Raw genomic sequence first — 20,956 nt, 5'->3', positions numbered from 1 at the left:
TGCCCGGGACCACCCCGTTCGCCTGGTTCAGTCGATGATGTAGCCGAGGGGACCTTCCAGGAAGTAGCGACTCGGGTCCTCGCAACCGGGATCAGTGGTGACCAGGTGATCGTCGGTGCCGGGGCTGAAACAGCGGTAGAGGCGAACAGTGCCCGCGACCTGGTCGTGGTAGACGTAGCCGAGGGGACCTTCCAGGAAGTAGCGACTCGGGTCCTCGCAACCGGAATCGGTGGTCACCAGATGACGCATGGTGCTGGGGCTGAAACAGCGGTACAGGGCAACAGTGCCCGCGACCTGGTCGTGATGGGCGTAGCCGACGGGGCCGTCCAGCGAGTAGCGACTCGGGTCCTCGCAACCGGAATCGGTGGTCACCAGGTGATCGCCGGTGCCGGGGCTGAAACAGCGGTAGAGGGCGACGGGGCCCGAACGGCCTGAGACGGTCAGTTCGATCGCGGTGTCGTTGGCGTCCCAGGCTCCCGGAATGGTGAGCCTCACCCGGCCGATGTCCTGGGTGAGCATCACCGGCGTGCCGTCTTTGACCAGGGAGGCCGCCGAGAAGACCTTGCCGTCCCGGGGTAGCGGGAGGGTGAGGGTCCGCCCGGCCGGTGGCTTGAGCACGTGGAGGTACTCGGTGCGGTCGTGGGGTGACTTGGTCGCTACGCCCCAGGACAGGTCGGCGATGCGGGTCCCGGCCTTGGTGGGATAGGAGGTGCTGGGCCGGGTGCCCTCGACAGACACCTTGATCCGGTCGATCCAGGTACCGACTTGCCGCAGTGCCGGCATGACGCCGGGTTCCCAGCCGCCGCCGGCGTAGGGGCCGGCCGCCCAGGCCATGCCGCCGCCGGCGCTGTCGGTGGCCGCCTGCAGGACGGTGTAGCGGAACATGCTCTCTGGCGAGTACTTGACCCAGCCGCCGGTCTGCGATGCCCACCAAGAAGTTCCGGTTCCCCGCATGGTCGCCGCCACCGGCTCGGCGTGGCCGGGCCACAGGTCTCCGTTGGTCTGCCCGAACTCCGCCTGACCGAAGTACTCCTTCATGCCCACGTCCAGGCCGTACAGGTTGCCGTAGTCGTTCTGGATGAGGACCGCGCCCGGGCTGACCCCTTTGATCGTGTCGCGCAGTCGTGGGTAGTCGACGACGGTCTGGCTGTCGCCCCGGGGGCTTCCCTCGTCCATGTACAGCCCGTCGATCGATGCCCCGTAGCGCTGCATCAACTCCCGGTAGACGTCGTTGATGAAATCGTTCCACCGGGTGCGGTCGAAGTCCGGCCCCGGGTCCGAGGACTGCCCGCCCGTCGAAGGCTGTGTGCCCCAACCGGTCTTGCGCTTGTCCGCGTCGCCGAACTCCATGCCGTCACGGGGATGGGTGTAGAGGTGGACGTGGATGCCCTTGGCCTTGACCGCGGTGATCATGTCTGCGATGAGGTCGCGGTCGACGCGGTGGTCGGGCAGGCCCCAGTCCAGCATCTTCCGGCTCGGGTACAGGGCCACCATCTTGGAGTGCCAGGCGGTGAAGATGACGTACCGCACCTTCGCGGCGGCCAGATCGTCGGCGAACCCGTTCGCGTCGAAGCTGTTCGCCAGAGTGTTGGGGTCGTCGACGACCGCGCCGCCGGAGTTCACCGTGTGGCCGGGCACGTAGTGGACGAACAGGCCGTACTTGTGATCGAGGATGTCGGTCGTTCCGTCGTCCGCATGGGCCCGTAGCGCCTGCAAGGGCGCCACGAGGACCGCCACCAGCGCCACCAGCGGAATGAACACGCCCGCCGACGTCCGCCTGCCGGACAGGTACATGAGCGAATCCTTTCGTGCGCTTGAAGAGCACACAGAAAGCAGTAACCCGCGCGACGGCACAAAGGCGTAACCGTGGATCCGCGCGTTGTCGCCCAGCACCGACAGTTCGCCGGGACTTTACCACCCGGTAAGCAACGCCGAAACGGCCGTTTGTGTGCGCTTTCCGCTGCCGAGTAGCCCACGCGCGCACAGGGCGTCGCCGCGCACGGCACGGGTCGCTGGTTGTCCGATAGCCCAGCGGTCACTCCGGCCGGGAACATCCAGCACATTCCGCGCAGCTCTTGCCGGTGCCATCAATATCGCGCCCAGCAAGCCCACTACCAGCGTCAATCGCTCCAGCCGCGGTTCGTGGCCGTGGCCTGCCAATTTGTCGATCTTGTGTTGGTCGACGAGGACGTTCAGGCTTGGGTGAGCGGCTTGGACGAGTTGTTCGGGCGGGTGGCGGGCCGGTTTCTGCGGGCGGAGCCGCGTCGGCGGGCTCGTGCGCACGTGCGGGGTCTGGTGGCGCCGATCGCGGGCAAGAACGGCTGGACGCTGATCGAGCCCGGGAAGAGCACGAGTTGGCCTACTACTCGTGTTGCGCCCGAACCGGAACCACCGACGAGGACCCGATCCGGGTGGCCGGTGCTCGATGGGCGGTCGAGGGCTGCTTCCGGACCGCCGGGCCCGAGGTCGGCCCAGGCCACCGACACCGCGCCGAACAAGCCCACTACCAGCGAAGACAGGCCCAGCACCACGAACGGCGGCTGGAGCACTAGGAGGGACCGCCGGCCAGCAGGGCGAGGCCCAGCGAGGTGATCGAGTGCAGCACCGACTGCCCGTTCTGGCGGCTGGTGACCAGGCCGGCGCCGCGCAGGGCCGACGCCTGCTGGCTCGCGGTCGGCAGGGTGGTCGCCGTGCGGCGGGCCACTTCGCTGGTGGTGCAGGGGCTTTCGCCGATGGCCGCCAGCACCCTGGCCCGCGTCCGGCCGAGCAGGGACGCCAGCGAGGTGCGCGTGCCGTCGGGGGCGGACCAGCCCGGTTCGTGCCGGACCGGGTACACCAGGACCGGTTCGCGGTCGCCGTCGAACAACGTGGTCGGCAGGCCCTGGCAGAAGAAGGACGGCACCAGTTGCAAACCGCGGCCGCCCAGGTGCAGCTCCTGGTCGACCGGGTAGCCCAGCTCCAGCACCGGGTAGTGCCACCGCGCCGTCGGGTGCAGGTCTTCGAGCACGCGCTCCCAGCCGCCGTCGGCCACCAACGCCGTCTGCCTGGCCCGTTCCCGGCCGAGGTGGCCGGTGATCCGGGTCCAGTACGGCGCGAGGCAGGCTTCGAAGTACTGCTCGACCGCGTCGGCCAGGCGGGTGACCGCTTCCGGGCGGCCCTCGGCGAGCGCGGTCGTCCACGACGGCAGGCGTCGCGCGCCCGCCAGGACGGACAGGTCCTGGCTGAGCCTCCGCCTCGGCGTGCGGCGCAGGGCTTCCAGCCCGTCGGCCAGGGTCAACCCGTCGGTGACCGGGGTGAGGAAGTCCGCCGCGTACCCGGACGGCGGCACCAGGTCGGTCAGCAGGCGGGTGTCCGCGGGCGCCTGGGGGCCCGCGGACCTCCGCCACTGCGCGAAGACCACCTCACCCGTCCGCCTGCGCAGCCGGTACAGGCTGAGCAGCGTCTCCCACATCGGGTGCGGCGCGGTGCTGATCCTCGTCCTGGCGAGGTCTTCCGGCGTGAAGTGGATGCGCAGCACGGCTCCCCCCGAAGCACGTCCGTCGAACGTCGTGTCGGGTGATCCCCCCACCCGGCGTCCGACGCTAGGGCACGGCGGGACGTCGGCGGCATCGGCGAGCCGGGAAATACCGCCAAAGTTGAGGCGTGTACCGCCAATGATTGACGACGAACGGCGCACTCCCCCGGTCCGGGCTCGCGCGAGGCCGTTCGCGCGCGGCGCCGTTCGTCCGCGCACCGCCTCCCGGGCCTTTCCACGCACGCCGAAACGCTTGTCGGCGTTTCACCGGCCTTCCTAGCGTTGCCCGGTGTTCACCAGCAGATTCCCCACGGCCACCAGGTCCTGGGCGCGTGCGGTCGTCGTGGCGGCCGTCTCGGCGTCGTCGATCGTGGCACCGGACGCCGGTGCGGTCTCCCCGACGCCGGTGCGGCCCGCGGCCCTGCCCGCGGTGCCGCAGGCCGACGTCACCGGCGACGGGGTCCCCGACCTCGTCCTGGCCTCCGGGGCCCGGCTGACCTACCTCGGCGACACCGCCCTGAGCCCCCACGACCTCGGCGGCTCGGTGCTGGTGGTCCCCGGTGGCGCGACGGGCGCGGCGGCGGCCCTGGTCAACCAGAACAGCCCCGGTGTCGGCCTCGGCATGACGGCGACCGACAAGTTCGGCACCGCCCTGGCCACCGGTGACTTCAACGGCGACGGCCTCGCCGACGTGGCCGTCGGCAACCCCACCGAGCGCGTGGGCGGCCTGGCGAACGCCGGCGCGGTGACCGTGCTCTACGGCCAGCGCACCGCACCGTACCTGCGGACCATCGCCGGGGCCCCGAGCACCGTCACCCAGGACACCGGCGGCCTGCCCGGCGCGGTGGAGGCGGGCGACCTGTTCGGCGGCAGCCTCGCCACCGGCGACTTCAACGGCGACGGCTACGCCGACCTGGCCATCGGCTCACCCGGCGAGGCGATCGGGACCAAGGCACGCGCGGGCGCGGTGTGGATCCTCTACGGCCGGGCCGCCGGGCTGACCGGGAACGGCGCCGTGGCGTTCAACCAGGACGACCCCGACCTCGCGGGCGCCGCCGAGGCGGACGACCTGATGGGCTGGGCGCTGGCCGCGGGCGACGTCACCGGTGACCGGCGCGACGACCTCGCCGTGCTGTCCTCGGGCGACGTCATCGGCGACATCACCGACGCGTGGGGCGCCGTGCACCTGCTGCACGGCGCCGCGGGCGGGCTCTCCGGCGCCGCGTCGTCCTACGTCAGCGTGGGCAACGCCGCCACCGCGGGCAGGTGGCGCGGCCTCGTGATCGGGCGCTTCCGCGGTGGCGCGCACGCCGACCTGGTCGTGCAGGCCGACCGCAGGCGGGGCGCGCCCGCCGATTCGGGCGCGCTGGTCACGGTGCGCGGTGGCGCCGCCGGCCTGACCACCACCACCGAGGTGATCGACCAGTCCGGCGACGCCGTGCCCGGCTCGCCGGAGGCGGGCGACCACTTCGGCGGATCGCTCGCCGTGGGCGACCTCGACGGCGACGCCGTGGACGACCTGGCGGTGGGCGCGATCAAGGAGAACGACCGCACCGGTTACGTGTGCCTGCTGCGCGGCGGGGGCGCCGGCCCGCTCTCGCACCCGGTCGCGCTGGTGGGCGAGAACACCGCGCCGATCGCCGCGGGCGAGGGCGTCGGCGAGGGCTTCGGGTACGGGCTGCGGATCCTCGACGTCACCGGGGACGGGCGCGCCGAGCTGGTGGTCTCCGCGCCGTGGGAGGACGGCACGCTGCAGACCGGGACCCTGTTCGTCCTCGGCACCGGTCTGTCCGGTTCGGCGCTGGCGGTGACCTCCGCGCGGCGCGTCACCCGCGCCGACCTCGGCACCGCCTCCGGCTACGGGCCGGGAGCCCCGTTCGCGGGCAACTCCCTCGTGCTCAACGACAACCAGGACACGCCGAAGTAGGGGGATGCACGACATGGGCCGATTCAACCGACGGATCTTCGTCCTGGGCGGCGCGGCCGCCGTGGGCACGGTGGCGCTGGGCGGCCGGGCCGCCGCGGCGTCCTTCCCGTTCACCCTGGGCGTCGCCTCCGGCGACCCGCTGCCCGACGGCGCGGTGCTGTGGACGAGGCTGGCGCCGACGCCGCTGAACGCCGACGGGCACGGCGGGATGCCCGACCAGGACGTCGCCGTGGACTGGGAGGTGGCCACCGACGACCGCTTCACCGACGTCGTCCAGCGCGGCACCACGACCGCCACCTACGCCGCGGCCCACTCGGTGCACGTCGAGCTGGTCGGCCTGCGACCGGACTACGACTACTTCTACCGCTTCCGCGCCCAGGGCCACCTCTCGCCCGTGGGCCGCACCCGCACCGCGCCCGCCCTCGACGCCGTCGGCCGCGACCTGCTGATGTCGTTCGCGTCCTGCGCGCACTACGAGGAGGGCCGCTACACCGTCTACCGCCGCATGGCCGAGGACCGGCCCGGCCTCGTCCTGCACCTCGGGGACTACATCTACGAGGGCGGCGCGGTGAGCGGGAGGGTGCGCCGCCACGCCGGCGACGACGAGCTGCGCTACGTCGCGGACTACCGGCGGCGGTACGCGCAGTACAAGTCGGACGCCGACCTGCAGGCCGCGCACGCCGCGGCCCCGTGGCTGGTCGTCCCGGACGACCACGAGGTGGAGAACAACTACGCGGGCTACGTGCGCGACCGCAACGCCCCGGAGCTCACCGACGCCGAGTGGAGGCAGCGGCGGGCCGCCGCCTACCAGGCGTACTACGAGAACATGCCGCTGCGCGGCGGGGCCCGGCCCAACGGCGGCGGCATCCAGCTCTACCGGCGCGTCCGGTGGGGCACGCTGGCCACGTTCCACATGCTCGACACCCGCCAGTACCGCGACGACCAGGCGTGCGGCGACGGCTGGAAGTACTGCCCGGAGGCCGGTGCCCCGGCTCGCAGCCTGCCCGGCGTCACCCAGGAGAACTGGCTGCTCGACGGGCTGGGGCAGCGCGACGCGACCTGGGACGTGATCGGCCAGCAGGTGTTCTTCGCCCGGCGGGTGGACGGCGACGGCGCATTCGCGCTGGACGGCTGGGACGGCTACCCGGCCTCGCGCGACCGCATCCAGAAGGGCTGGGTGCAGCGCGGGGGGCCCAACCCGGTCGTGCTCACCGGCGACGTGCACCGGTCCTGGGCCAACGACCTCAAGGTCGACTTCACCAACCCCGCGTCCCCGGTGGTCGGCACCGAGCTGGTCACCACGTCGGTGTCCTCCGGCGGCGACGGCGCGGACTCCACCGGCGTGCCCGGCAGCGCCTACAACCCGCACCTGAAGTTCTACTCCAACCACCGCGGCTACGTGCGGACCACGATCAGCCCGACCCGGATGGACGTGGACTTCCGGGCGGTCAAGAAGATCTCCACGGCGGGCGAGCCCGCGGTGACGCTGCGCTCGTTCGCCGTCGAGGCGGGCCGGCCCGGCTTGCAGAACCCCTGACCGACCACGCGGGGCGGTCACGCCGAGCGGAACCGGAATCCGCGGGCGTGACCGCCCCGCCCCGCGCCCACCGACCGGGTCGTTCCGGAACCGGTTGTTCTTCTCGTGCGGAAGGGGCACCACACCGGCATGGTGCCCATCGCGTGGTTCCTCCGCCGGGGTTCGTTGTCGCGGCGAGATTCCCGGCGGTCCGAGGAGCGCGTGGGAGCGGGAGCCCGCGGTTGTTGGTGTGAGCCTCTCGCCATCTGCGAGGACCTGCGCGACTCGGCAGCCACGGAACAGATCCGCGCGCTACCCGCAAGGTGAGCACCCCTCGGGCATCCATGCGGTCGGTGGCACGGGAACACCCGGCATGGAGTTGTACCCGCTGGTCGGCACGAACACGGGTTCGCGGATGCCCGACTGCGGCACCGAGGAAGACTCCGGTGTGCTGCGCATGCCCAAGGCGTGGTCGTTGAGTTCGCCCGTGGCGTGGTGTTCGCTCGGGGAACACGTCGAGCACGCGGAGGGCAGGGCCATGGCCGCAATCGGTGAGTCGAACCGGACGCGTGCTGTGCCCGGCGAGTCCGAGCCGATCACCACGAAGGCGTCCGGTGACGGCGTCGGAACGCGCAACGAGGTGACCGCGGTTGTGGGCGGCACGGTGGTGCAGGCCGGGGTCATCGCGGGCGGGGTGCACGTGCACGGGCAGCCCGAGGTACGTCCACCGCGGCAGCTTCCCGCGATGCCGACCGTGTTCGTCGGGAGGGAGCGTGCCCTGGCCGACCTCGACGCCGCGGTGGACCACCGGACGCCGGGCGAGGTACCGGCGGGGATGACGATCTCGACGATCGGCGGCACGGGCGGGATCGGGAAGACGTGGCTGGCCCTGTGCTGGGCCCATCGGCGGCTGGGCCGGTTCCCCGATGGGCAGCTGTTCGTGGATCTGCGCGGGTTCACCCCGAATGCCGAGCCGGTGGGGCCGACTACCGCGATCCGGGGGTTCCTGGACGCCCTGGGGGTCGAGCCCGGTCGCGTTCCGCACGACCTGGACGAGCAGGCTGCGCTGTACCGGAGCTTGACCGCAGACCGGTGCATGCTGATCGTGCTGGACAACGCCCTGTCCGCGGCGCAGGTGGAGCCCTTGCTGCCGGGTGGCCGGTCGTGCGTGGTCGTGATCACCGGCCGCAGGACCTTGAACGGGCTGGTGACCAGGCACGGTGCCCGGCACATCCCGCTCGACGTGCTCGCCGACGACGAGGCCCGCGCCGCGCTGGAGCTCCGGCTGGGGCAGGCGCGGCTGGACGCGGAGCCGGCCGCCACCTCGCGCCTGCTCGCGCAGTGCCGCGGGCTTCCGCTGGCATTGGCGATCGTGGCCGGGCGCGCCCACACCAGTCCGAGTCTGCCCTTGGCGCAGGCCACCGCCGACATCGACGAATTCGGCGTGACGGCTTTGGACGACGACGACCCCACCGCGAGCCTGCCCGCCGTGCTCGGCACCTCCTACCGCGCCCTGTCCAGGCAGCACCGGCACGTGGTGCGCCTGCTGGCCCTGGCGCCCGGCCCGGACATCGGCCCGACCGCAGCCGCGTCCCTCACCGGGACGGCACCGGACCAGGCGGCGAGAGCACTGCGCGTCCTGCACGAGGCATCACTGCTCGAACAAGACGGGCGCAACCGGTACCGCATGCACGACCTCGTCCGCCGCTGCACCAACGAACGCGTCGAAGAACCCGGGGAATCCCGCGAGGCGCTGCGCCGCCTGGTCGACCACTACCTGCACACCGGCCGGCACGCCGACCGGCTCCTGTACCCGCACCGCGATCCCCTGCGGACGGCGCCACCGGCGGCGGGCACCCGGATCCAGCGATTACCCGGCGCGGACGAGGCCATGGCGTGGTTCGACACCGAACACCCGAACCTGCTCGCCGCGTTGCACACCGCCGCCACCCACGAGTGGCACCACACCGTGTGGCAGCTCGCCTGGACCCTGGACACCTTCCACTTCCGGCGAGGGCGTCGCGCCGACCGCCTGTCCGTCTGGAAAGCCGCCGTGCACGCCGCCTCGCACATCGCCGACCCCACGGCCCGCATCAGCGCGCACCGCAATCTCGGCATCGCCTACGCCGTCTTCGAGGACCCCCGGTCGGCGATCGTGCACCTGCACGAGGCCCTCACCCTGGCCGAACAGCACCACGCCGTCTCCGAACAGGCCCGGACCCACCAGATGCTCGGCTGGGCCTGGCAGTGGTGTGGTGACTTCCGACGAGCCCGGGACCACGCCGATGCGGCGCTGGCCCTGCACGACCGGCTCGACCAACCCGTCCGCAGGGCCGACACCCTCAACCAGATCGGCTGGTACGCGGCTCACCTCGGCGACCACGACATCGCCCACGAGCGCTTTCGGGTGGCCCTGTCCCTGCACGCGCAACACCGGAACCCCGACGGCGAGGCCACCGCCCTGGACGGCCTGGGCTACGTCGACCACGCCCGCGGCCGTCACCGCGATGCCATCCGCCACTACGAACGAGCCCTCGTCCTGCGTCGCCGCCTCGGTCACACCTACGGCGAAGCCGACGTCCTCGAACGCCTCGGCCACGCGCACGCCGCGCTCGGCGACCAGGACCAGGCCCGCCGCATATGGCTCGAAACGCTCAACAGGTGCGAGGAGCAGCAACGGGAGCACGACATCGCACGGGTCCGGCGACTGCTGGCCGCGCGGCCTCCCGTCGACGGGGAGTGAGCGGACGTTCACCTGCCCGGTCGATCACGCAGGTGCGGTAGAAGCCGGTGACCACGGCCGGGCGCGGCGCGCTACTCGGCGAGGAGTTGCTCGCGCAGGATGTCCGCGTGTCCGCAGTGCTGGGCGAGTTCGCGCAGGACGTGGAGGTACACCCAGCGCAGCGGGAGGGGGCCGCGCCGGTTGCCGTGGACCACGTCGTCCAGGGCCAACGACGAGGTCGCGCGGCGGGACACCTCGCACGCGGCCCGGTGTGGCGGGGATGCCGATCTCGGCCCGTGACGGCTTCGTCGAACCAGACCTTCTCGACGGAGGTCGCACGCTTCGCCAGGCCCAGCAGCGTGGTCCTGGAGGGCACCGGCGATCGGCGCGCCTGGTCCTCGGTGAGCCCGTCCAGGCATCGGTCGAGCGCACCTCGGCCGAGGAGTCCGAGCGCGCGCTGCGTTCCCCGCGCCTCACCGCCCTGGGCGCGGTGGTCCGGGCGATGGCCCGGAGCGACCAGCACGGTGCGATGTGCGTCCGCGACGCCGCCATCGCCGACACCGTCGAGCGGGTCCCGGCACCCTGCCCGACATGGCCCCGGCGGCCCCTTCGCCGTCGACCTGCGCCGCCTGTCCCCCGGCCGACGCCGCCGCGGTCCGGGCCGCCGCCCACCAGCGCCCGGGCACCCACTACAGCGACGTGGACGCGTTGAACGCCTACGACGCGATCGTCCGTGACACCCGCACCCGACCGGTACCGCCGCGACCGCGCCTCTGGACACCTCCCTCGCGGGAAGGGAGCGGCAGCGGTGGTCGGGTCGTGGAGCGTGGCCCCGAACACCGTGGGCCAGGCGTCGAGGGCGATCAGGCGTTCGCCGTGGCTGCCGCGCGCCGCCCGGCTGCGTGGTTGGTCCCCGGGCGGGCACAGCGCGGAAGGTCCTGGCGACCCGGTCGGCGAGGTCCACCGGCGGATGGCGAGCAGCCGCGGCATCCGGCGCCCCGGTCGACGGCGGCCTGCCCGGTCGGGCCTCGACGCGGTTGGCGGTCACGCCCCGGTCCCTTCTCCTCGGCCGCGCCGCACTCCGGGGCGAATGGTCCTTCGCGTGCTCAGAACCTCATCACGGCGCGATGCCCGGCGCGGTGTCGACGTCGGGGGGCGAAGCGGTAGCCCGTGCCGGGTTCGGCGAGCAGGGGGCGGGAGGGGGTGGGTTCGAGTTTGCGCCGCAGCTGGGCCGGGCAGACGCGCAGGTACTGCGTCTCGGTGGTGTGCTGCTCACTCCACACTTGTCGCAGCAGTTGCTTCCGGGTGACGCGTTTGCCGTCGCTGCGGACCAGGACCTCCGGCACGCCCCCGCTCGGTGGGGGCCAGGTGCACCTCGGCCTCGTCGCGGTAGACCTCCTCCACGGCCAGGTCGACGCGGCCTGGACGACGCGGTCCGCACGACCGGTTCGCCGGCATCCCGCACCGTGCTCCAGCCGCGCAGACCGGCGATGACCTCGGCGCCGTCCATGTCCGGCAGGCCCAGGTCGGGCACCACCGGATCGGGACGCCCTTCGGCGACCTGGTGCGGGGCCGTGGTCCCGTCGTGCGCGGTGAGGACCCGACAGCCGCGGGTGGAGAGGGTGATGCGCGGATCGCGGACGATCCGCGGTTCGTCGTCCACGACGAGGACGGTGGTCACCCCGACACCGCCTCGGCCACGGGGAAGGACAGCACGACGGTCAGGCCCCCGCCGGGGGTGTCCTCGGCGGTGATGGTGCCGCCCATGGCGTCGGTGAACCCCTTGGCCACGCTCAACCCCAGGCCGACACCGGGGGTGTTGCCGCGGTCGCCCAAGCGTTGGAAAGGCGCGAAGACGGTGTCGACGGTGTTCTTGGGCAGCCCGGGGCCGTGGTCGACCACGCGCAGCTCCACCCGGTCGCCGTGGGCGCTGGCGCGCAGGGCGACTTCTGGTTCGTCGGCGGTGACGTGGCCGTCGCCGCCCACGTCCACCGCACGGCGCGGGGCGAGCCGGCCGTGGCGCAGGGCGTTGTCCACGACGTTGGCCACGACCCGCTCCAGCAAACCCGCGTCGGCGGCCACCGGCGGCAGGTCGTCGGGCACCTCCACGGCCACCAGCGCGCGGTCGTCGACGCCGGCCAGGGCGCGGCCGACGGCCTCGTCGTAGGTGACCGGGCGCAGCCGGGGCGCGACCGCGCCGGTGGCCAGGCGGGAGGAGTCGAGCAGGTTGTCGATCAGTCCGCTGAGGCGGTCGGCGGAGATCTCGACGGTTTCCAGCAGCTCGGCGGTGTCCTCGGGCGGCAGGCGCAACTGCGGGTCGCGCAGGCTGCCGACGGCGGCCTTGATCGAGGTGAGCGGGGTGCGCAGGTCGTGGCCGACGGCGGAGAGGATGGCGGTGCGCAGCTCGGTGGTCGCCGCGCGGCGCTGGGCGTCGGCGGTCTCGGCGGCCAGGCGCTGCTGGCGCAGCGCCAGCAGCGCCTGACCGGCGGCGGCCTCCAGGGCTCGTTGGTCGCCGGCGGGCAGGGTGCGGCCGCGCAGCGCCAGGTGGACGTCGGCGGTCACCGGCACGTCGACGTCGGCCTCGTCGGGCTCGTCGCACGGCTTCGGCCCGACGCAGGCCACCCGCTCCCACTCCCCGTCGCGGCGCTCCAGCAGCGCCACCGAGTCCAAGCCGAAGTTCTCCCGCACCTTCTCCAGCAACCGCGCCAGCGGATAGGGGCCGGTCAGGACCGTGCGGGCGTAGGAGGCGAGCAACGCGGCCTCGGTGCGGGCCCGCGCACCCTGCTCGGCCAGCCGCGCCGCCCGGTCCACCACCGCGGCCACCAGCACCGCCACGACCAGCATCGCGATCAGCGTGACCACGTTCTCCGGGGTCGCCACGGCCAGGCTGTAGTAGGGCTCGGTGAAGAAGAAGTTCAACAGGCCCGCGCCCAGCAGGGCGGCGGCGACCGCGGGCCACAGCCCGCCGACCAGCGCCACCACGACGGTGGCCAGGAAGAACCCGATCAGGTCGGTGGAGAACGACACCTCGTCCCCGGTCAGCAGGCCCAGACCGGTGACCGCGGCGGGCAACGGCAACGCCAGCACCCAGCTCAGCAGGCGACGCGACGGGGTCAGCGCGCTGCGGTCCAGGCGCCAACTCACCCCGCGCCGCGCCTCGGCATGGGTGACCATGTGCACGTCGATCGGCCCGGACGCCTGCACGACGGTCGCGCCGATGCCCTCGTCGAACACCCGCGCCAGCCGCGAGCGGCGGGAGGTGCCCAGGACGAGCTGGGTGGCGTTGACGCCGCGGGCGAACTCCAGCAGGGCGGTGGGCACGTCGTCGCCGACCACGGTGTGGAAGGTCGCACCGACGTGCTCGGCGACCTTGCGCAGGGCCGCGACGGACCCCGGTGGCGGTCCGGCGAGCCCGTCGCCGCGCAGGACGTGCACGACCAGCAGGTCGGCGCCGGCGCGCACGGCGATGCGGCGGGCCCGGCGGATCAGCGTCTCGCTCTCCGGGCCGCCGGTGACGGCCACGACGACCCGCTCGCGGGCCTCCCAGGTGTCGGTGATGTGCTGCTCGCTGCGGTAGCGCTGCAATGCCACGTCGACCTGGTCCGCCACCCACAACAAGGCCAGCTCCCGCAGCGCGGTGAGGTTGCCGACCCGGAAGTAGTTGCCCAGCGCCGCGTCGATCTTGTGCGCGGCGTAGACGTTGCCGTGGGCCAGGCGGCGGCGCAGCGCCTCGGGGGTGAGGTCGACCAGCTCGACCTGCCCGGCGCGGCGCACGACCTCGTCGGGCACGATCTCGCGCTGCTCGACCCCGGTGATGCGCCGCACCACGTCGTTGAGGGACTCCAGGTGCTGCACGTTGACGGTGGACAGCACGTCGACACCGGCGTCGAGCAGTTCTTCGACGTCCTGCCAGCGCTTGGCGTTGCGGGAGCCGGGCGCATTGGTGTGCGCCAGCTCGTCCACCACCGCCACCTCGGGCCGCCGGGCCAGCAGCGCGTCGACGTCCATCTCGGTGACGCTCGCGCCCCGGTGGTGGACCTCGCGGCGCGGGATGACCTCCAGCCCGTCCAGCAGAGCGGCGGTCTTGTCCCGGCCGTGGGTCTCCACCAGCCCGATCACGACGTCGGTGCCGCGTTCGCGACGCCGGTGCGCCTCACCGAGCACGGCGAAGGTCTTGCCCACGCCGGGCGCGGCTCCCAGGTAGATCCGCAGCTCCCCGCGCTTGCGGTTCACGGCCCCAGTGCGCTCTCTCATCCGCACCGGTCCCGGTAGGTGTCGGGACAGCGCCCCTTTTCCGACCTCACGTCGCGGCGTCAAGCGCCCGGTTGAGGGCGGTGACGTTGACCCCCGGTTCGCCCAGGAACCCGAGGGCGCGCCCGTCGGTGTGCCCGGCGACCAACTCCCGCACCCGGTCCTCGGGCAGTCCGTTCTCCCGGGCCACGCGCGGCACCTGGAGTTCGGCGTAGGCGGTGCTGATGTGCGGGTCCAGGCCCGACGCCGAGGCGGTGACCGCATCCGGGGGCACGCGGTCCCCGCTCACGCCCTCGCGCCGGGCGATCTCGGTGCGGCGTTCGGCGATCACCGCGTCGTGGTCGGCGTTGCGCTCGCCCTTGTTGGAGCCGCCGGACGCGGGCAGCGTCGCGGCCGAGGGCCGGGGCGCGAACCACCGGTCCCCCTCGCGCGGCACGGCGACCAGGGTGGTGTCCACGGCTTCGGCGCACGCGTGCAGGCCCGGGACGCGGGACACCGCCCAGACGGCGGCCGGGTAGAGGATTCCGGTGATCACGGTGAGCACGAGCAGGACGCGCAGTCCGGCCAGTGCCTGCTTGGCGAAGGTGGTCATGTCAGCCGATCCCGGGGATGTGCCGGACGAGGAGGTCGATCAGCCAGATCCCGGCGAACGGGGTGACGACGCCGCCGAGGCCGTAGACCAGCAGGTTGCGCCGCAGCAGCGCGGCGGCGCTGGAGGGCTTGTAGCGGACGCCGCGCAGGGCCAGCGGGATCAGCACGACGATGATCGAGGCGTTGAAGATCACCGCCGAGAGGATCGCCGACTGCGGCGACGCCAGGTGCATGATGTTGAGCCGGTCCAGCTGGGGGTGGATCGCGGCGAACATCGCGGGCAGGATCGCGAAGTACTTCGCGAGGTCGTTGGCCACGCTGAAGGTGGTCAGCGCGCCGCGGGTGATGAGCAGTTGCTTGCCGATCGCCACGATCTCGATGAGCTTGGTGGGGTCGGAGTCCAGGTCCACCATGTTCCCGGCCTCCTTGGCGGCCGAGGTGCCGGTGTTCATCGCGACGCCCACGTCGGACTGCGCCAGCGCGGGGGCGTCGTTGGTGCCGTCGCCGGTCATCGCGACCAGCTTGCCGCCCTCCTGCTCCCGCTTGATCAACGCCATCTTGTCCTCGGGTTTCGCCTCGGCCAGGAAGTCGTCCACGCCGGCTTCGGCCGCGATGGCACGGGCGGTGAGCGGGTTGTCGCCGGTCACCATGACGGTGCGGATGCCCATCGCGCGCAGTTCGGCGAACCGTTCCCGCATGCCGGGCTTGACCACGTCGGACAGCCGGATGACGCCCAGCACGCGGTCGTCCTCGGCCACGACCAGCGGGGTGCCCCCCTCGGCGCTGATCCCGTCGACCACGGCCCGGGTGGGCTCGTCGAGGGTGAAGGCGCTCGCCGCTCCCTTGCGGATGCGGCGGCCGTCGAGGTCGATGCCGCTGACCCGGGTCTGAGCGGTGAAGGGGACGAACTCGCCGGTCTTCTCGTGCCCGTCGGCCTCTGCGGGGCGGCCGTGTCCGACCGCGCACAGCTCGACCACGCTGCGCCCCTCGGGGGTGCCATCGGCCAGCGACGACAGGCGGGCGGCCTCCACCAGCGCGTCGAGCGACGTGCCGGGCGCCGGGATCAGGTCGGTGGCGCGTCGGTTGCCCCACGTGATGGTGCCGGTCTTGTCCAGCAGCAGCGTGTCGACGTCGCCGGCGGCCTCCACGGCCTTGCCGGAGGTGGCCAGCACGTTGCGCTGCACGAGCCGGTCCATGCCCGCGATGCCGATCGCCGAGAGCAGCGCGCCGATCGTGGTCGGGATCAGGCACACCAGCAGCGCGGTCAGCACGATCACCGACTGCTCGCCGCCGGAGTGGACGGCGAACGGCTGCAGGGCCACGACCGCGAGCAGGAAGGTGATCGTCAGCGTGGACAGCAGGATGGTCAGCGCGATCTCGTTCGGTGTCTTCTGGCGTTGCGCGCCTTCCACGAGGGCGATCATCCGGTCCACGAACGTCTCGCCCGGCTTGGCGGTGATGCGCACGACGATGCGGTCGGACAGCACGGTGGTGCCGCCGGTGACCGCGGAGCGGTCGCCGCCGGACTCCCGGATGACGGGCGCCGACTCGCCGGTGATGGCCGACTCGTCGACGGTGGCGATGCCCTCGATCACATCGCCGTCACCGGGGATGACCTCACCGGCTCCGACGACCACGAGGTCGCCGACCCCCAGCTCGGTGCCGGCCACCGTGCGGCCGTCGGTGAGGTGGGCGACGGCGTCGGTCTTGGCCTTGCGCAGCGAGTCGGCCTGGGCCTTGCCGCGGCCCTCCGCGACGGCTTCGGCGAGGTTGGCGAACAGGACGGTGAGCCACAGCCACCCCGCCACGGCGACGGTGAACACGTCCGGGTCGGTCGCGGCGAACACCGTGACCAGGGCCGAGCCGACCCAGACCACGAACAGGACGGGGTTGCGGGCCTGGTGGCGGGGGTCGAGCTTGCGCAGCGCCTCCGGGAAGGAGGTGAGCAGTCGCCGGGGGTTGAACGCGCCCGGCGCGACCTGGTGACCCGGGTTCCGCGCGTGGCGCTCGCGGATTCCCCCCGGGGTCCGCTGCGGGTGTTCGGTGGTGGTGGTCACAGCAGGGCCTCCGCGATGGGACCGAGGGCGAGGGCGGGGACGAAGGTCAGCGCGGCGACGAGCACGATCGCCCCGCCGAGCAGGGTCGCGAACAGCGGACCGGTGGTCGGCAGCGTGCCCGCCGTGACCGGCACCTTGCGCTGCGCGGCCAGCGAACCGGCCAGGCACAGCACCGCGACGATCGGCACGAACCGGCCCAGCGCCATGCACACGCCCAGCGAGGACTGGAACCAGTCGCTGGTCACGGTGATGCCGGCGAACGCACTGCCATTGTTGTTCGACGCCGAGGCGTAGGCGTAGAGGATCTCCGACAGGCCGTGCTCCCCCGGGTTGTTCAGCGCGCCGGCGGTCGACGGCAGGATCGCGGCGACACCGGCACCGGTCAACAGCACCGTCGGCATGGCCAGGACCGACACCGCCGCCGCCGTCACCTCGCGCCGGCCGAGCTTCTTGCCCAGGTACTCCGGCGTGCGGCCGACCATCAGCCCGGCCAGGAACATCGCGATCACGGCCATCACCAGGATGCCGTACAGGCCGGTGCCCACACCGCCCGGTGTCATCTCGCCGAACAGCATGTTCAGCAGCGCTCCCCCGCCGCCCAGGCCGGTGAAGCTGTCGTGCGTCGAGTTCACCGCGCCGGTCGAGGTCCCGGTGGTCGAGTTGGCGAACAGCGCGCTGCCGGGGATGCCGAACCTGAGTTCCTTGCCCTCCAGGGGGCGCAGGCCGTGCGCCTCGGCGGCCCAGATCACGGCGAGCACCGCCGACCACAGCGCACCCATCACTCCCAGCAGCACGTAGCCCTGCCTGCGCTCGCCCACCATCGTGCCGAAGGTGCGGGTGAGGCTGACGGGGATGACCAGGATCAGGAAGACCTCGATCAGGTTGGACCAGGCGTTGGGGTTCTCGAACGGGTGGGCGGAGTTGGCGTTGAGCACCCCGCCGCCGTTGGTGCCCAACTCCTTGATCGCCTCCTGGCTCGCCACCGGCGCGGTCGCCACGGTCCGCCCGTCGACGTCCACACCGGACTTCAGGCTCATCACCACACCGGTGGCGACCAGCACGACGGCGAACACGAACGCCACCGGCAACAGGACGCGCACGACACCACGGGTCAGGTCCACCCAGAAGTTGCCCAGCCGGTCGGTCCGGTACCGCACGAACCCGCGCACCAGCGCGACCGCCACCGCCATGCCCACCGCGCCGGACGCGAAGTTCTGCACCGTCAGGCCCACCATCTGCACGGTGTGGCCCAGGACGGTCTCGGGCACGTAGGACTGCCAGTTGGTGTTGGTCACGAAGCTGACCGCCGTGTTGAACGCCATCCCCGGCGACACGTTCCCGCGGCCGAAGTCCCACGGCAGCAACGACTGCACGCGCTGGAGCACGTAGAGCAGGACCACGCCGACGAAGGAGAACCCGAGCACCCCCCACGCGTAGGTGCCCCAGCGCTGCTCGGAGTCCGGGTCGACGCGCGCGACCCGGTAGACCGCGCGTTCGACGCCGAGGTGCCCGGTGTCGGTGTAGACACGCGCCATGTAGTCGCCGAAAGGCCGGTACACCACGGCCAGGGCGGCGATCAGCAGGCCGACCTGGAGCAAGCCGGCCGCGGTGGAGGACATCAGAACTTCTCCGGACGGATCAGCGCGACGAACAGGTACCCGATCAACAGCAGGGCCAACACGCCACCGACGGCGTTGGCCACCACCCCCGTACCGCTCACAACCGCTCCAGTCCGCGCACGCCCAGCGCCAGCAGCGCAAATATCCCGATCAGCAGCAGCACGTAGGCCAGGTCGGCCATGAGCGTGCTCCCTTCCCGGCTCCGAGCGGTCCCCGTTCGCGGGACCGCGACCCCGAGAAGGGTGCACCGGCACCGGGCGCGTTCCGGACGGGCTGACGGGTCCTTGACGCCGCCGATCGGCTCCTTTACGGGTTGTTGACGGCGGGCACGCCAGCGGGGGATCGCAGGTCACGATCGGGGGAACTCCGCCGGTATGCCGATGTCACCAGCAGTCACGGCTGCGGTCCTGAGGCCATCGTGAACGCGGGGCTGGGCACGGACCCGGGCCACTACGTGGGGCAGTTCGCCACCACTGTGCTGCCGGCGGCGGCCACCAACACCTCCTTCGGCGGCTGTCCGCGCGCGGCTGCTCGCCCGGCACGACGAGTGGAACGGATCATCGCGCCCGCACCGGCGTTGACGAACGTCCGGAACTCGTCGGACACGCCGTGCGCCGCCTGCGCTTCCTGTTACCGATCCTGACAAAATGATCACCGCGCTGGTACCGGGTTCGTCCGGTGTGGATCATGTTCGATCGTGAGGAGGGCGAGTCGCCGCCGTGGCTCGTCCCCGACGATCTGTGGGAGCGGATCGAGCCGTTGTTGCCGGTGGTGCCGCGCAGGACCCGCAACCCGGGCCGGAAGCGGGTGCCGGACCGGCAGGTGCCGCACACCGGCATCCGGTGGGAGTTCCCGCCGCAGGAGCCGGGCTTCGGTTCGGGGATGACCTGCCGGCGGCGGCTGCGTGACCGGAACGAGGCCGGTGCGCGGTCGTGGCCGCACGAGGTGCTGCTCGCGGAGTTGCACTCGGCGGGCAGGCCGGACCGGGACCGCGCCGTCATCGACTCCTCGCACGTCCGGGCCGCGCGACGCGGCCCGCAGGCGGGCCGGGTCCGGTCGACCGCGCCCGACCCGGCTCCATGCACCACGTCCCGACCGACGGCGGCGGCATCCCCCTGTCCGTCCTGCCGACCGGCGGCGACCGCAACGACGTCATCGGTCTGGAACCGCTGCTGGACGCGGTGCCCGACGTGCGCGGCCAACGCCGACGTCCACGCCGCCGTCCCAAGGCCCTCTACGCCGACCGCGGCTACGACCACGACGAGTACCGCCGGCGCCCGCGCGCCAGGGGGATCACCCCTCGGATCGCCCGCCGAGGCGAACCCCACGGCCCCGGCCCGGGCACCGTCAGGTGGGTGCTGGAGCGCACGATCGCCTGGTACCACGGCATGAAGCGCCTGCGCATCCACCGGGAACGCCGCGACGACATCCACGAAGCCCTACCCGGCCTCGCCACCCGCACCATCTGCCACCGACACGTCCGACGACTTCGTCAGGACCAGTTAACGCGGCGATAGGAACGCGTAAGTTCGCCTGCCCACCCCTTGCCGCATGCCCGGCGACGACCTTGGATCGAACACGGGCGTGGCGAGCGCGGCGTGCGTGCGGGGCACGCCGGCGGTCCACTTCCCGCCGGAGCCTTTCGACCCGCGTCCGAGGGGTGGTGCGATGCGCGACGCTTTCCGCCACAGGCAGGACGTGCTGGTGCTGCAACTGGCCCGCATGTGCGACCTCGCCGGACTCGCGCTGCGTCGCGCCACCCGGGCCCTGCTGGACAACGACCCGACCTTGGCGCACCGGGTCGTCGCCGACGACCCGGTCCTCGACCGGGCACGCGACAACGCCCAGCACGACGCGCACGTCCTGCTCTCCGCCCGGACCCCGGTCGGCGGCGACCTGGGGTTGGTGCTGTCGGTGCTGCGCGGCGCCGAGGACGCCGAGCGCATGGGCGACCTCGCACACCACATCGCCGCCTGCGTGCTGCGCCGACACCCACGCCCCGTGCTCCCGAACCTGCTGCACAACAGGTTCGCGCAGATGGGCAACCTCGCGGTCCGCATGGCGGGGACCGCGGCACACCTCGTGCGCGAACCGGATCCCGTGCTCGGCACCGCCCTGGCCCACGCCGACGACGAGATCGACGCGCTGCACCGGTCCCTGTTCCCGGTGCTGTCCTACCAGGGGTGGTCCCACGGTGTCCCCGCCGCGGTCGACGCCGTGCTCCTGAGCCGGAACTACGAGCGCTTCGCCGATCACGCCGTCACGATCGCCCACCGCGGCACCACGGCACCCGCCGGGACCACCGGTGAGCACACCGGTACGACCAGCCCCGCCGCAGCCGACCGGACGGGCCCCGGCGCGGTTCCCGACACTTCTCCGACCTGCGGCACGAACGTCGTCACCACGCAGCGGTGATTCGCGAAGATCGCGTACGGGGGAACCGGGACGCGGTGCGAGCGCCGTGCCGGACACGCGGACGACCTCGGTTGCGCGCTGTCGAGGCGGGCATCCGGCCGGCGATCCGGCGCGACCGGCTCCGTGAGCACCTCCGGCACCCCGGGCCGGGCCACCGCTTCGGCGACGATCGGGATGCGCGGACGGGGGTCGGCCCCGGTGTGCGGCCGCCCGTCGTGGGTGCTCGGGGTCCGCGCTGGTGCGGCCTCGTCCAGCTGGGCCGTTCCGCTGATTTCACGCGACGGGCACTGGCCGGTGCGGCCGGTGGTCGGCATGCTGGTTCGGCTGGTTGCACCGGAGGGCGT

At 72.6% G+C, this 20,956-nt stretch carries 12 protein-coding genes and 3 pseudogenes; 6 read left to right on the top strand and 9 right to left on the bottom strand.

The window, feature by feature from the left end:
• Positions 1 to 27: 27 nt before the first annotated feature.
• A complete protein-coding gene (locus tag EKG83_RS13940; RefSeq protein WP_033434549.1) occupies positions 28 to 1,794 on the bottom strand; it encodes an alpha-L-fucosidase in 1,767 nt (588 codons plus the stop codon).
• A 378-nt stretch (positions 1,795 to 2,172) separates the two neighbouring features.
• Between EKG83_RS13940 and EKG83_RS49980 the strand changes: the two are divergent.
• Positions 2,173 to 2,337 (top strand): annotated as a pseudogene (locus EKG83_RS49980) (IS701 family transposase); the annotation flags it as partial.
• 211 nt (positions 2,338 to 2,548) lie between these two features.
• Here the strand turns inward: EKG83_RS49980 and EKG83_RS13935 are convergent.
• On the bottom strand, positions 2,549 to 3,517 hold the full coding sequence (locus EKG83_RS13935; RefSeq protein ID WP_033434550.1) for an ArsR/SmtB family transcription factor: 969 nt from the start codon (positions 3,515 to 3,517) through the stop codon (positions 2,549 to 2,551).
• Positions 3,518 to 3,803: 286 nt separating this feature from the next.
• Here EKG83_RS13935 and EKG83_RS13930 point away from each other — a divergent pair, with 286 nt between their 5' ends.
• The 3 genes from EKG83_RS13930 (at position 3,804) to EKG83_RS13920 (ending at position 9,700) form a co-directional block, all read left to right on the top strand.
• A complete protein-coding gene (locus EKG83_RS13930; RefSeq protein WP_153278065.1) occupies positions 3,804 to 5,441 on the top strand; it encodes an FG-GAP repeat protein in 1,638 nt (545 codons plus the stop codon).
• Positions 5,442 to 5,454: 13 nt separating this feature from the next.
• Positions 5,455 to 6,978, top strand: coding sequence for an alkaline phosphatase D family protein (locus tag EKG83_RS13925; RefSeq protein WP_153278064.1), 1,524 nt, complete (start codon positions 5,455 to 5,457; stop codon positions 6,976 to 6,978).
• A gap of 352 nt (positions 6,979 to 7,330) precedes the next feature.
• Complete coding sequence (locus EKG83_RS13920; protein ID WP_051766760.1) at positions 7,331 to 9,700, top strand: ATP-binding protein; 2,370 nt, start codon at positions 7,331 to 7,333, stop codon at positions 9,698 to 9,700.
• A gap of 71 nt (positions 9,701 to 9,771) precedes the next feature.
• Here EKG83_RS13920 and EKG83_RS13915 read toward each other — a convergent pair.
• The 7 genes and pseudogenes from EKG83_RS13915 to kdpF form a co-directional block, all read right to left on the bottom strand.
• Positions 9,772 to 10,115, bottom strand: a pseudogene (locus EKG83_RS13915) (mycothiol transferase); the annotation flags it as partial.
• A gap of 670 nt (positions 10,116 to 10,785) precedes the next feature.
• Positions 10,786 to 11,360, bottom strand: a pseudogene (locus EKG83_RS49560) (winged helix-turn-helix domain-containing protein).
• Positions 11,357 to 13,933, bottom strand: coding sequence for a sensor histidine kinase (locus tag EKG83_RS13905; RefSeq protein WP_153278063.1), 2,577 nt, complete (start codon positions 13,931 to 13,933; stop codon positions 11,357 to 11,359). The pseudogene EKG83_RS49560 and the gene EKG83_RS13905 overlap by 4 nt, the downstream one beginning before the upstream one ends.
• A gap of 46 nt (positions 13,934 to 13,979) precedes the next feature.
• The gene (locus tag EKG83_RS13900) at positions 13,980 to 14,522 is read right to left on the bottom strand and encodes a potassium-transporting ATPase subunit C (protein WP_033434551.1); all 543 of its coding nucleotides are present in this window, start codon (positions 14,520 to 14,522) and stop codon (positions 13,980 to 13,982) included.
• A 1-nt stretch (position 14,523) separates the two neighbouring features.
• Complete coding sequence (gene kdpB / locus EKG83_RS13895; RefSeq protein WP_033434552.1) at positions 14,524 to 16,578, bottom strand: potassium-transporting ATPase subunit KdpB; 2,055 nt, start codon at positions 16,576 to 16,578, stop codon at positions 14,524 to 14,526.
• On the bottom strand, positions 16,575 to 18,197 hold the full coding sequence (gene kdpA, locus EKG83_RS13890) for a potassium-transporting ATPase subunit KdpA (protein WP_033434553.1): 1,623 nt from the start codon (positions 18,195 to 18,197) through the stop codon (positions 16,575 to 16,577). Before kdpA ends, kdpB begins: the two co-directional genes overlap by 4 nt.
• Entirely contained in the window at positions 18,197 to 18,298 is a 102-nt protein-coding gene (kdpF, locus tag EKG83_RS13885) for a K(+)-transporting ATPase subunit F (RefSeq protein ID WP_033434554.1), read from the bottom strand. The genes kdpA and kdpF overlap by 1 nt, the downstream gene beginning before the upstream one ends.
• Before the next feature lie 586 nt (positions 18,299 to 18,884).
• Here kdpF and EKG83_RS13880 point away from each other — a divergent pair.
• Positions 18,885 to 19,714 (top strand): IS5 family transposase gene (locus tag EKG83_RS13880; RefSeq protein ID WP_153278062.1). Its coding sequence is split into 2 segments (ribosomal slippage): positions 18,885 to 19,239 and positions 19,239 to 19,714, totalling 831 coding nucleotides; the frame shifts between segments, so codons are not numbered across the junction.
• A gap of 151 nt (positions 19,715 to 19,865) precedes the next feature.
• Complete coding sequence (locus EKG83_RS13875) at positions 19,866 to 20,612, top strand: phosphate signaling complex PhoU family protein (RefSeq protein ID WP_063741468.1); 747 nt, start codon at positions 19,866 to 19,868, stop codon at positions 20,610 to 20,612.
• Positions 20,613 to 20,956: the final 344 nt, after the last annotated feature.

The organism is Saccharothrix syringae, from assembly GCF_009498035.1.
GTDB lineage: Bacteria > Actinomycetota > Actinomycetes > Mycobacteriales > Pseudonocardiaceae > Actinosynnema > Actinosynnema syringae.
Note: the sequence above shows the minus strand (reverse complement) of the source record. Positions and strands in the feature narration are given on the sequence as shown.

Bases quoted from the DNA above. Each gene is read 5' to 3' on its own strand.
- EKG83_RS13940 (WP_033434549.1), bottom strand. From the start codon at position 1,794: ATGTACCTGTCCGGCAGGCGGACGTCGGCGGGCGTGTTCATTCCGCTG.
- EKG83_RS13925 (WP_153278064.1), top strand. From the start codon at position 5,455: ATGGGCCGATTCAACCGACGGATCTTCGTCCTGGGCGGCGCGGCCGCC.
- EKG83_RS13920 (WP_051766760.1), top strand. From the start codon at position 7,331: ATGGAGTTGTACCCGCTGGTCGGCACGAACACGGGTTCGCGGATGCCC.
- EKG83_RS13905 (WP_153278063.1), bottom strand. From the start codon at position 13,933: ATGAGAGAGCGCACTGGGGCCGTGAACCGCAAGCGCGGGGAGCTGCGG.
- EKG83_RS13900 (WP_033434551.1), bottom strand. From the start codon at position 14,522: ATGACCACCTTCGCCAAGCAGGCACTGGCCGGACTGCGCGTCCTGCTC.
- kdpA (WP_033434553.1), bottom strand. From the start codon at position 18,197: ATGTCCTCCACCGCGGCCGGCTTGCTCCAGGTCGGCCTGCTGATCGCC.
- EKG83_RS13875 (WP_063741468.1), top strand. From the start codon at position 19,866: ATGCGCGACGCTTTCCGCCACAGGCAGGACGTGCTGGTGCTGCAACTG.